Raw genomic sequence first — 12748 nt, forward strand, 5'->3', positions numbered from 1 at the left:
AAATTGCTATGGCGTATAACGTAATAGGCTACACGACGTTGTCCGTAGCTGAGCCTGCTGCGCAGGCGTTAGCGTCGGCGCGCCTTCTTGCGGCGCAAGAAGCGTGACGGAGGACAATGTGCCTTTAGGCCGAGCGAGGGCGTAAGACCCGAAGCGAAGCGTGTCAGCCGCAGTTATCCGAAGTGCCCATAGTAGGCGACTTAAATTAACTTTATATCTCTTATCCTGATTTTTTTAGTAGATAAAACAATGAATTTGTCACTTAAATCAATATCATTATTAGCTAATAATTTTACTAAAGATTCAGAAATCTCTAAGTAATCTTTGGAAGTATATCTTAGCAGAATAATACCATTGCTAAATTGTTTATGAGAAAAAACCCATTCACCAAAATCTTTATCAAGAGTAAGGATCACTGAGTTTAAATTCTTGGCGATTTCGATTATTTTCGAATCAGAAACTGATTTATAATCTTCTAATACTGAATAGACTACGAATTTCCTGTCCCTTAAGAATTTAATAATGCGAAAATCTACATTTTCATCAGCTAGCAGATTAACTTGCAAGTAGGCTCTCTTTTGCAACTACATCGCTTGAATATGAAATACAAGCCAGAACATCCTCTCTCTTAATATTAGGTGTAGCCTCTAAAATTTCCTCAATAGACATCCCGTCGCCAAGTCTCTCCAGGATTAACTCTACGGTAATCCTAGTATTTTTGATCACAGGTTTTCCTAAAAGAACATCAGGTGAAGATGATAGTCTTGAAATATACTCCATATAGATAGTATTCTAGAATTTTCGAAATTAATGTCAAGATTCTATAGACACTAAATGTAAAAATGAGGAGAACATTTTCTAAAATTCACGTTCTTCTTTATTCCTTTTCCATGTATGCAATGGCTATTTTGGGGCATTTCGGATAACGAATTAGGCTTACCGACGTAGGCTGACCCTGAGTCCCGGAACGGGACGTTAGGGACTGGCACGTAGCTTGCGTATGCAAGCGAGTGACAGAAAGCCTATGTGTCGGAGACCGAGCGAGGGCGCAAGACCCGAAGCGTAGCGGTAAGCCGCAGTTATCTGCTGTGCGCATATTTTTAATATATTCTTTTTTTAGTAAAGAAATTATAAAATAAGATTAAGATAGATAAAACGAAAATATAAAAAGTAAGAAATAAATATCCATTATAGGGATTTGAAATAGCGTAGATATCCCAAGAGGTATGTGAAATAATATTAGGCCAAATACTTTTAAAATTTAAGTATGATATTGCCCAGATAATCCCTAAAAAAAATGTGACTAAGATATTACGAATGCCATCGCCCCAATGAATAGATGCAAATAGAGCAGAACTTAAGAAAATATACGTAAAGTTGAAGGAATAATCATTCTTTATTATAATTCTCAATAATCCTCTATAAAAAACTTCTTCGAATATTCCTGCTCGCAATGAAAGATACAAAGTATAGAATAAGGCGAACGGTAGAGAAATACCTTCCATACCTGTCTTAGTGTAATTTTTAAAAAGATTTTCCTGGAAGATATATATTGTGAGCTCATGTAACTCAAAACTTATTAGAAAGATAAAAAAAGAAAAGAAAATGGAAGTATAAAATATAACGGAATAGTTTCGTTTATGGAAAATTAAATTATGAAATCCTAAGTGATATCTTGTAATTATTTCTTTAATGTAAGTAATGTAGATTAATCCTATTATTGGTATTATTATACTTGTAACAAGACCTACGATCCAACTTGGAATATAATTTACTAAATTGTGTGCAATATCGAAGCCATCAATAAAAAGTGGTATATGGTAAGTGCAAAATATTAATATTAAAATAGATTTCGCGTTTTTATTAAAGTTTTTGATCATTTGTTGCATAGAACCGCGCATTGCAGATAACGTACTAGACTTACCGAAGTTCCCCGACCCTGAGTCTCGCAGAGACGTTAGGGACTGGCATGTAGCTTGCGTAAGCAAGGCGAATGCCAGAAGGGGAATTTGGCGCAGCCCGAGCGAGGCCTTGTGCCGAAGCGTAGCGGTAAGTCGCTGTTAGCCGCAGTTGCTTATTTTGAGATTTTTTCAAGTATTGTTAGGAAATCTTCGATTTCCAAGTAATCCTCAAGATCATCCAGGTGTTCATATAGATTAATTGTTAAGTTAATTGCTTTCTCTTCTTTTCCAGAAAGGCCATCGGTATATATATGAGCTTTTGGTTTAAATACATTTTCTAATTCATTTTTTAGAATAAAAATACTTTTACTTCGGAGTTCAGTTATGAAACTATTTATAATTGGAATCAAATCCGTGGAATGGTTTTTTAGTTGCTTATTCGGTTGATAATTGGGTTTAGATTTTATTTTGTTAAGTTTATCTTTCCAGATTTTTGGGTAAGAAGATTTTGTAAAAAATTCATTTAAGTCTTTATTTAAAAAATCAAAATCAGCCATTACAGCATGCTTTATATTTAATTCGGTAAGTTTGACATGATATTTCCAAAATTCGCTTTTACCTCCGACTGCAATAATTGAAAAATTATGTTCATTAATCCAATTTTTTCCTAATTTAGTATTTATTTTCGCTCCGTAGTAAGAGGAAACTAATTCAAAAATAAACTTATCTCCACCTTCTACAAGGACCACAAAATCGGCGAAGAACATTTCTGAATTTTGAGTTTTAAGCAGAATTTGTTTTTCTTTAGAGTTAGCAAAAGATGTGTTTTTTGAAATAGTGCCTTTTTTTAAATCTTTTCTAATCAATATTAGATTTAAATTTTCTTTAGTCGAATTTATAAATTCTGGTGAATGTGTAGTAACTATAATTTGATTTTTATTTCCATCTAGAAATTCATTAAAACGATCTGATAAGACTTTTCTCGCTTGCGGATGTAAATAGAGTTCTGGTTCCTCAACGGCTAATAAAGAACTTCCTTTATGGCTTACATTTCGTGTATAGTAACTAAATAATCCTATTGTAACTATACTCTGAATTCCCGATCCTTTATCTTTTAGAAGACTATTAAATCCATCGTTAATGTAAATTAGGACACTTTTGAAAATGTCTACTTTTGTATCAGGGTTGAATTGAAAGGAAATTTCAGTTCCAGGAAATGCTACTTTTATAGAATTTTCTAAAATTGCAGATTTTAAAGATTCAAAGATTTTGTCAGATATTTTCTTGAATGATTGGAATCCCTTTAATAATCGAGGGTCATCATGCTTGATATGAGATTTAAGTAATTTTCCAAACCAAGAGTAGGTGTTAATTCGCAGTTCATTCTGAGGATCTCGAAAAGCGGGTATTATAGCACTTTGTATTAATTCGTTCCTAATTGATGCTGAAAAAGAAAGTATCCAATCTGCCAATTCATTTTCTCGGTATAATAGTCTAAGTTTCTTCTCAATCTGGCCTTCTTCATTCATACGAGCTTGAAAGGCCAAGCCAAAACTAAATTTATCTTCGAATTGATCTTCAAGTGGATGATCTGTCCTTTTTTTTGGGTTAATATAATCCTTTCTATTTCCAACTTCATCAACGTCGATATTCATTAAACATTCAATATCATCTGAGATTTTATTGAAATCTATTTTATGTAAGACCGGAGATGGTATTTGTCCATATTTTTTTGGTTCTGTATGAATGTAGAAACCAAAGCAATTATATAGATTATCATAATCTAACTCTTCATCGGAGTTTCGAATGATATGTAGAAATATAGTTATAGGTTCGTTAATATTACCTTTATGGAAATCGTTTTCATTTACATTGTCAGTTTTTGCATAAGTAGGTGATGATTCGCCTAAGATTAAATCGATTGCTTTTACTATATTACTTTTACCTGAATTGTTTTTCCCGACAATAATATTCTTTCCTGGTTCAAGTTGGAGATTAAGATTTTTGATAGAGCGATAGTTATTTATTAATATTTCTTTTATATACATAATATTTTAAGCAATTGCGGCTAACGAACTAGGCTACACGACGTTGTCCGTAGCTGAGCCTGCTGCGCAGGCGTTAGCGTCGGCGCGCCTTCTTGCATGGCAAGAAGCGTGACGGAGGACAATGTGCCTTTAGGCCGAGCGAGGGCGAAAGACCCGAGCGGAGCGTGTCAGCCGCAGTTATGCGTAGTTTCGTATTCCTAATAAGGTCCATCGTAATTATATTTTTCGATCGTCTTGATAAGTTTATTTTTGATATAAAAATCAATCAAATAGACCGTTCCTGCGTATTCCATACCTTTCGTTTCATAAGAGGAGAGTACAAGCTTAAGTTTAGATTTTTCATTGCTTAAACTACATATCATTCTTGCATTTAAGATGGTTTCTTCTAACTTCTTGAAGTCTAATGTTCTATCTTCAATCTCTTGATCCTCTGAAAGACTTTCAATTGCTTCAGCATATTCTTTTTTTGAGTATGGTCTTTTTTTTCCGTAATTGGAGCAGTCAATATTTTCAAATTTCAATCCTGATAATCCAAAGACAATTGAATTGACTTCAGTTTCTTCTTCAATATTATATTTTAATAAATCAAAGTTTGGTTTGGAAAAAGGTTTAGAATAGAAAACAGATTTTTCAAATTCATCTGGAATGTATGATTTTATATGTTCCTTAAATATACCTGATATTGGTTTTGCGGATTTATTCTTAATTGCGACAGCATTGATATTTTTATATATATTGAGATAATTTAATTTTTGCGATGAGTCAAGATTGTCGAAATTAAATGGCTCAATAAAAATAGTATTTTTTTCTAAAATTTCTCCAATAAAGAGATTATTTGATAATTCTGAGAGATCAGTATCTTCTTCAGTAATTTTTCTACTAAAGCAGTAATTGGCGGAATCATAGTCAAATCCGGATTTGCATTCGGCTTGATTTTCTATTTCAGAACAGCTAAAGGCTGTGGTTAAGACAATAAGAAGTAAGGTTTTAAATTTCATTATATATTTTTTTTACGAAATTACGCATAACGAAATAGCCTTGACGACGTAGGCTGACCCTGAGTCCCGGAACGGGACGTTAGGGACTGGCACGTAGCTTGCGTAAGCAAGGCGAGTGCCAGAAGCCTATGTGTCGCAGACCGAGCGAGGCCTTGTGCCGAAGCGAAGCGTTAAGGCGCTGTTATGCGAAGTGAGCTTTTAGTTAATTGCTCTGCCGTCCGTACCTTTTGGAATTTTGATAACATCTTTGCTTTCTTCATCATGTTCTATGACTATTATTAGTAAGATTCCTGATTCTAAATTTAGTGCTTTCCACAAATCTGTATATGGCTCGATTTCATCAAAATTCCCGATACGATCGGTTAAATATTTATATAATTTTCTTGAAGGTAAAACTAATACACCTGCATCTAAGATACCTTTTATTAAGCCGAGTGCCATTTTATTCAAGGCTCGGTGAGTAGATGAAATATTTCCAGTTTCCCACTCGATTGCAATTTTACGATTATTAGTTTCTAATAATAAGTCTAGATTACCAGGTTTTTTATGAGAGGCAATATCTAGAGGTTTTTCAGCTTCCCAACCTTTTACAATTAGTCTTTTTACAAAACTATCTTTAATAGGTTTTACGCCATTTCCTTCACCTCTTTTTTTTCCACTTTCAGGATAGATCGTAAACTTTCCACTTCCAGGTGGCCAATCAACTTCCTTTACTTCTTCTATTATTCCATTTTTTAATACTTCCCAATCGGTAGATTTAGAAAATTGTCCTTTTTCGATTAATGATTCTATGTGAACAATTTTCAAATTATCCTTCTACATGGTCAGTGTTTTTATGTGAGTGAATATCATCAGACTCTAAACGGTCTTTAATGTCATCTGCGTAATCAATTTCGATTCCGATCCAATGACGATGTTTATTTTCGCATGAAATAAATGTAGTTCCACTTCCACCAAATGGATCTAAAACTATATCTCCTGGTAGTGTACTCATTTCAATAATTCTATCGGTAATCTTAGTTGAAAGTGCATTAGCCTTTCTATTTTCGGATTTAAATTTTCTATGTCTTACAGGAGGGACATCAGTCCAAACATCCTTTAGGTTTACGCCAAGCGGGTTCATTGCCTTTCTATGACCACCATAGTCTTTAATTTCGCGGTGACAATGTCTGCATAATTCTATAGGGGTTCTAATTTTTCGAAAAGTTTTAGGTTTTCCTTTTGTATAGTATAGTAGGCTGTAATGGCTTGGATATAATCTACCTTGAATTGGAAGAAGCATATTTAGTTCTATCGCTATCCAATGTCTGAATTCCATACCAAGTTCATTTAGATAAGAACCGAGCAATATATTCCATTTGGGCAGATTGTATAGAAAGAATGCTCCTCCAGGTTTTATAACACGTACACATTCTCGAATCCATTGTTTTGACCATTCGATGTATTCATGATCAGGCCTTTTGTCATCTGTGTTTTTTCTATAAACCTTTCCAATGTTGAAAGGAGGATCTGCGAAAACAGTATCTATTGAGTTTTCTTTGATCTTTGGTAAGATTTTCATACAATCCTGATCAAAAAGAGTACCCAGGTTAGATTCGAAGTAGGCCTTTGGAACCTCATTAAAAAGAGTATTCCACTCAAATGAAGGTGTCGGATGAATGAGTTTAAGTTGAGCAGACCGTCCCATAACTAGTTATTTTATGAGACATATGTTTATTTTCAAGCATAAACTTTGGAAATATAAAGACAGGGCAGAATAGTTCGTGAATTCTCAGAAATATGAATTTTTCTTGTTTTGATAGGTTTAGCTCATTTCGCATAACGAACTAGGCTACACGACGTTGTCCGTAGCTGAGCCTGCTGCGCAGGCGTTAGCGTCGGCGCGTCTTCTTGCGACGCAAGAAGCGTGACGGAGGACAATGTGCCGTCAGGCCGAGCAAGGGCGAAAGTCCCGAGCGTAGCGTGTCAGCCGCAGTTATCTGACGTTTGCTTATTTTACCAGGAATTGTCCATGTCACTATCGAAGTTTATCTCATACAGAAAGGAAGCAAGTTCATATGGCGAAAGGATTCCCGAAGGTGTTCTATTTAGCCGATCTAATTGAATTTCTTTTCTCTTTAATTGTTTCAAATAATTGTCCAACTTAATATTTGCCAATAGATACTGAATTTTTGCCTCTTCTGAAATAACTACATTTTTCTTTTCTGATAAGTCATATGCATTTTTACCGAGTTTATTAAGATTTTCAGAAACAATTTGTTTGAGTTCTAAATCTTCAATTTCATCTTTATCGAACCAAATGATTTGACATGTTTGGCAAAGATCGATTTCAAGATTATTTTTAGATTCAGGCAAAATTAAAATCTGCATTTGATTTTTACAAGAAGGACAATTTATAACTCTTTGTTTTTTTATTTTCTTTGATTTGGATTTAATTTTATCCCATTCTATTTTTGGAATATATTTTAAGATATTTTTTTCACTAAAAAAGTGACCGTAACAATCCTGACATATCCAAAAATACCCAAATTCCGTTTTTAGATTGTGGAGTTTCGTTTTACAAGTTGAACAAATCATATTTTCTTAATTAATTTTTAATTCTAATAAAAGTTCAAGCAAATGTCAGATAACGAACTAGGCTACACGACGTAGGCTGACCCTGAGTCCCGGAACGGGACGTTAGGGACTGGCACGACACTTGCGTATGCAAGGGGAGTGACAGAAAGCCTATGTGTCGCAGACCGAGCGAGGGCGTAAGACCCGAAGCGAAGCGTGTCAGCCGCAGTTATGCGAAGTGCGCTTACTATGTAAATTAAATATTAGTTTGTTTGAAAAAGAGGTAATCATCGAATGCAATTTTTAGAGTTATCTCCAAAATAAGGAAAAGAAAGGTAAATATCTGAAACAATTTCAAATGTAGCCTGCATTCGATAGTCTTGATGGCTTTCCGCTAGCTTCCAATGTTGTTCTTTGATTTCAAATGGTCCAAATTTCTGTAAAATACAAACATCATTCCAAATTGGAAATCCTGCATATGCCAAAAGTAATTGAAAAATGGTAAAAAAGAGAACAATGATACTTGAGATGAAGTTGAGAAAGAAAGGAAATATTGATTTCAATTTAATAGCAGAAATCCATGTTTTAATTAAAATTCTCCAAGAGATGATTAGTAATGAAATCCAAAAAATAGCGTAAAAGGTTGATTTTGTAAATTGAATGGGCGTATCACTAATTGAAGCGAATAAAATAGATATAAATAGGAGTAGTGGCAAAAGAGAATTTATAAAAATATATTTAAAGTATCCAATCATAGAATTTTTTAAGCGCATTTCGCATAACGAACTAGGATTATCGACGTTCCTCGACCCTGAGTCTCGAAGAGACGTTAGGGACTGGCACGACGCTTGCGTATGCAAGAGGAGTGACAGAAGAGGAATGTGTCGAAGACCGAGCGAGGGCGGAGTCCCGAAGCGAAGCGATAATCCGCAGTTAGCCGAAGTACCCATCTTTACAAGGATTTTTAGATTGTTCAATTTTTAGTTAAGTGTCGAAAGATTCAATGGTTATTGTAGAAAATTAGCTTCAGGTCTAGTGAACTAGTTTATCTTTCTTTTTTTCATTTAAATAATCATCGAGTTTAATTTACCAAAGAAAAGACTTTCATGCGAATTTTTTTAAGATAGGATATTAAAATGTTCATTATTACTTAATAGAACAGTAAGGCCTTAATAATGCCTCAATATTTTCGTTGAAAATAGAAAATCAATTTTTTTATAATCAAGAGTTCATAAAATATTTTTATTGTTAGAATTTCCGGTTAGTAGAGCTTGAATTTCATTCTCTGTTAGTGTCGACTCAGTATCCATTGACGGAAATTTTAATTCGGAATAACCTAAATCAATATAGGAATATAAAAGATTCCGTAGGACGTTTGAATTAGTTCCTGATTGAATATTCAGAATTCCCTCAATGCTCATATCAATGGATGTGAATAATAAATATCTATAATATTGGATTATGAATAGACTTTCCTCAGTTTTTCCAGATTTAGCTAACAGCTCATGGAATTCCTTGAAATTTTCAGATGGTGAATTTTCTATGTTTTTAAAAAATAATATTAGTTTTTCATTGTCTGGATGTTTAGGATAATAGATAAATTCGGACGGTTGACATATATTTTTTATATATTGTTTTAAATAATGCAATCGATAATTTAATCTCTGTTTAAAAGTACTTTTACGAATTTCTAATGTTTGCCTGACGAGATAAGGGTCTATACCATCGACAATAAGTGAAATTCCAACATGTAAAAAATCGGATATTGGATAGTTCCATTTTTTTGGATCATATTTTTTCCCAATATTAAGCAATCCTTCTTTTCTAGCCCAATCGGTTAAATCGATAAGAAAATTTGCCAATGTTTTTAGATCATCTGTTTCTGGAAAAAGTGTCATTATTATTCCTTTTTTTGGGTATTTCGGCTAACGTAATAGGCTTACCGACGTAGGCTGACCCTGAGTCCCGGAACGGGACGTTAGGGACTGGCACGTAGCTTGCGTATGCAAGCGAGTGACAGAAAGCCTATGTGTCGCAGACCGAGCGAGGGCGCAAGACCCGAAGCGTAGCGGTAAGCCGCAGTTATGCGACGTTTTAGATATCCTGATATGAATCTAATTCTGTAAATTGAGCATAAATCCAACCATAATCTTTTTGACAGGATTCTCCGTCATGCATATCATACATGACAGTAACGTAATACCAATAATTGTTCCAATTTTTAATCTTAATTTTATCTTCAGTTCTTGCAAGAACGTGAACAACTGTCGAGCGAGGGAGAAAATCGATTTCCGTATGTTGAAGGCTTAAAAATTTGCATTTTATTGTTTCGCTATTCAATTCTGGTGCAACCCTGAATTTAACGTTTTCTGTTATTTTAAATCGTTTTCTACCCATTGTAATAACTGTATTATTGTCAATTTTCCTAGTTTCATTTATTGATTTATGAGCATAACCATAAAGGCGCAATCCATTTGAGCAATTTAAGGCAAGTTTAAAAATTAAGTTATCTTCTAAGTTGATCAAATTACATTCGTAATCTTTATCACTTTTAACATAAAGTTTATTATTTCTTATTGAGTAAGTGCCTTTAATTTCCTCGCCGCCTTCGCCTACAAAAATCATTGTCATTTTTCCATTATCGTAAAACTCAAATCCCCACCCCCAAGATGAAGACTCACCTCCAGGACCCCAGAAGCCATCTCCCTTTGTAAGTATCTGTTTTTTAAGACTTTCTATCAAATTCTCTGAATTTAATAGGCTAGGGTTTAAAGTTAGAATTATAGAAAGGATTATATATTTTTTTATCATTCTGTGTATTTTCCTAAAATGTCGCATAACGAAAACGCTACACGACGTTGTCCGTAGCTGAGCCTGCTTCGCAGGCGTGAGCGTCGGCGCGCCTTCTTGCAGAGCAAGAAGCGTGACGGAGGACAATGTGCCTTTAGGCCGAGCGAGGGCGTAAGACCCGAAGCGATGCGTGTCAGCCGCAGTTATACGTAGTCACCGCGAATACAATTTATTAAAATTGTATTTTTGTAATTTTTCCATTCGGTTTATCAAAGACTGTAGTTTGCGAAATTGTATTTTCTGCAAATGCTTTTAAATCTTCGCTGTGTCCAAAATGTAATGCCTTTAATACTTTGCCGAGTGGAAAGAAAAATTGGTCTTTTCTCTCCTCATATAAAATGGCTACTGTGCTTATACTTTCCCCTATTCCTTGTATTTTGGAATTTAAAGAGCTTGCCTTTTCATAACTGATCCATTGAAGCTTTTTATGATTCGAGTTTCTGCGAATTACTTCCCCTAAGTATGCTCCAGTCCTTAAAACAAGAGCATTCATTTTAATATCCGGAACATCATTGAGTTTTTGATGAATAGAATTTAGAAAGGTGTTTACGAATTCTAAACTCGCAAGGGAGAAATCTAATTTTGATTTATCTAAAAAAGCGATATTATAAGTGGGCGATTCTGGATTGTCAAAAAACATTTCTGCCAATCCTTCCATCTCAGCATTCAAATTGTCGAGTCCTGGATTCAAATCTACCATGCACAATTCCTTCTAAAGTTTTTGCAATACTTTGGCGCTTATTTCTCGTCTCAAGTTTACCCGATTGAAATATTAATTGTTTCTTTGGCTTCAATCACTGGTGGAAAATCGGGAACTTTGTATTTGTAATCGATTCCTTTCTCAATCTGAAAGAACGCATCTTCGCCTAAGTGTTTCTTAACCAATTTTCTATTTTCTTCTAACTCTTCGTAATTAATTTTCTCTAAGTTTTTACTCAATTGGAGATATACTTGGTCTTTGGAAAGCTTCTTTACAACAGGCGCGGGCGCACTAAGTAACTTTTCCATTCCGAATAGGTCGACATAAGATTTGCCAAATACTTGGCAGGAGTATAGATCGGGGAGAAATTTTCGAAGCCTGATTGGAGCTAGTATTGCACCTTCCCATCCTATCGAATCTGATTCACTTTCAATTCTAAATGGGTGTTCTTCCTTTAAGGGATACTGTAGAACCGATAGATCGCTATGCAATCTTTTGCTTGCTTCTTCAAAAAAATTCAGTAACCGCTCTTGGCTTTTCATTTGTTTTAACTTGATCTCAATTTTAAAACTCGTATGGTTTTTTCGCCAGGTTTTAATGTAGATACTTCCTTCCATGATTCTAGATTTCTGAAACCAGATGATGGTTCTCCAATATTTCTTGAACTCCTCAGGAGAATCCAAACAAAAATCCTTATTCACAGGTTCATGGGTATTTATTTTTGTCGGTAAAAGTTCTGGGATGAATTCCTCCATCGTTTTGAAAAATGTCCAAGCCGATTCGTAACCTGGATCCTCTAATACCAATATTGATAGTGAAGCTAACTTTGGATTCATATTATCTATATTTCCTTATTTCATCTTTTATTGGATCGTAGATTTCTTGCGGTGATTACGTATAACGAACTAGGCTACACGACGTTGTCCGTAGCTGAGCCTGCTGCGCAGGCGTTAGCGTCGGCGCGACTTCTTGCGGAGCAAGAAGCGTGACGGAGGACAATGTGCCTTCAGGCCGAGCGAGGGTGTAAGTCCCGAGCGTAGCGTGTCAGCCGCAGTTATCCGAAGTGGACTACTGAACTAATATTTATGGAATTCATTAACTAAAATTAAATGTATTTTTCCAAATTCATCATAATTAGCATGTACAATATACAATCCAATCAAATCTCCGATTTTTAGTTCAGATTTCATATATGGAATCAATTGAGTCTGAAATATAATTAGAAAATTTTGATCTTTGTATCGGAGTTTTAATTTTGAATCGTAAATGTGAATAATTGGTCTCATATTTTGAAAGAGTAAAGCAAAAGTATTTCTTCTTCCGATTTCTTCCTGACTTAGCTCTTGTGTGGGATAAGCATTAAGTTTTAAAAATAGTTTATTTCTCGAATTGAATATTTTCATTCCTTTTGTATTTTCTTCAATCTCTCCTCTTTCGATTAAATCTTCCAGAGTTATTGATTCATAGTTAGAATACTTAAATCCAGGAGAATCAGGAGGATTAGGTAATTCTTTTCCTATATAGCGATCTTGTTCGCGAATTTCTATATATTCATTTTCTTGGGCAGCATTTGATATTCTTGATTTTTCTTAGGAGATACATCCTATAATTAAGAATAGGAGAATAAAATACTTCATTTATAAACCTCTTTTTTATTAAATATTCTAGAAGATAAGGTATGACTTCAGGAGATAG

General features: G+C 34.5%; 13 protein-coding genes. All 13 read right to left on the reverse strand.

What is annotated here, in order from left to right; all coding sequences use genetic code 11:
* Window positions 1-200 precede the first annotated feature (200 nt).
* Window positions 201-566 (reverse strand): DUF5615 family PIN-like protein, encoded by a 366-nt coding sequence (locus DI060_RS18555; protein ID WP_108978507.1) that lies wholly within the window; start codon window positions 564-566, stop codon window positions 201-203.
* Complete coding sequence (locus DI060_RS18560) at window positions 556-780, reverse strand: DUF433 domain-containing protein (RefSeq protein WP_108978508.1); 225 nt, start codon at window positions 778-780, stop codon at window positions 556-558. The genes DI060_RS18555 and DI060_RS18560 overlap by 11 nt, the downstream gene beginning before the upstream one ends.
* Before the next feature lie 320 nt (window positions 781-1100).
* A complete protein-coding gene (locus tag DI060_RS19345; protein ID WP_108978510.1) occupies window positions 1101-1901 on the reverse strand; it encodes a CPBP family intramembrane glutamic endopeptidase in 801 nt (266 codons plus the stop codon).
* A 173-nt stretch (window positions 1902-2074) separates the two neighbouring features.
* Window positions 2075-3949, reverse strand: coding sequence for an ATP-dependent nuclease (locus DI060_RS18575; RefSeq protein ID WP_108978511.1), 1875 nt, complete (start codon window positions 3947-3949; stop codon window positions 2075-2077).
* A 197-nt stretch (window positions 3950-4146) separates the two neighbouring features.
* The gene (locus DI060_RS18580) at window positions 4147-4947 is read right to left on the reverse strand and encodes a hypothetical protein (protein WP_108978512.1); all 801 of its coding nucleotides are present in this window, start codon (window positions 4945-4947) and stop codon (window positions 4147-4149) included.
* A 198-nt stretch (window positions 4948-5145) separates the two neighbouring features.
* Window positions 5146-5754 (reverse strand): BglII/BstYI family type II restriction endonuclease, encoded by a 609-nt coding sequence (locus DI060_RS18585; protein WP_108978513.1) that lies wholly within the window; start codon window positions 5752-5754, stop codon window positions 5146-5148.
* Between the two features lies 1 nt (window position 5755).
* Window positions 5756-6508, reverse strand: coding sequence for a DNA-methyltransferase (locus DI060_RS18590; protein ID WP_244594507.1), 753 nt, complete (start codon window positions 6506-6508; stop codon window positions 5756-5758).
* Between the two features lie 434 nt (window positions 6509-6942).
* On the reverse strand, window positions 6943-7524 hold the full coding sequence (locus DI060_RS18595; protein ID WP_108978515.1) for a zf-TFIIB domain-containing protein: 582 nt from the start codon (window positions 7522-7524) through the stop codon (window positions 6943-6945).
* 266 nt (window positions 7525-7790) lie between these two features.
* A complete protein-coding gene (locus tag DI060_RS18865) occupies window positions 7791-8066 on the reverse strand; it encodes a hypothetical protein (protein ID WP_135355107.1) in 276 nt (91 codons plus the stop codon).
* Window positions 8067-8732: 666 nt separating this feature from the next.
* Window positions 8733-9401 carry a MotA/TolQ/ExbB proton channel family protein gene (locus tag DI060_RS18605; RefSeq protein WP_108978517.1) on the reverse strand — a complete coding sequence of 223 codons (669 nt, stop codon included), beginning with the start codon at window positions 9399-9401 and terminating at the stop codon, window positions 8733-8735.
* Window positions 9402-9597: 196 nt separating this feature from the next.
* Window positions 9598-10314 carry a hypothetical protein gene (locus DI060_RS18610; RefSeq protein ID WP_108978518.1) on the reverse strand — a complete coding sequence of 239 codons (717 nt, stop codon included), beginning with the start codon at window positions 10312-10314 and terminating at the stop codon, window positions 9598-9600.
* A 211-nt stretch (window positions 10315-10525) separates the two neighbouring features.
* On the reverse strand, window positions 10526-11053 hold the full coding sequence (locus DI060_RS18615; protein ID WP_108978519.1) for a hypothetical protein: 528 nt from the start codon (window positions 11051-11053) through the stop codon (window positions 10526-10528).
* 56 nt (window positions 11054-11109) lie between these two features.
* Window positions 11110-11889, reverse strand: a complete 780-nt coding sequence (locus tag DI060_RS18620; RefSeq protein ID WP_108978520.1) for a hypothetical protein — start codon at window positions 11887-11889, stop codon at window positions 11110-11112.
* Between the last annotated feature and the right edge of the window lie 859 nt (window positions 11890-12748).

The sequence above is a fragment of the Leptospira ryugenii genome, from assembly GCF_003114855.1.
Lineage (GTDB): Bacteria > Spirochaetota > Leptospiria > Leptospirales > Leptospiraceae > Leptospira_A > Leptospira_A ryugenii.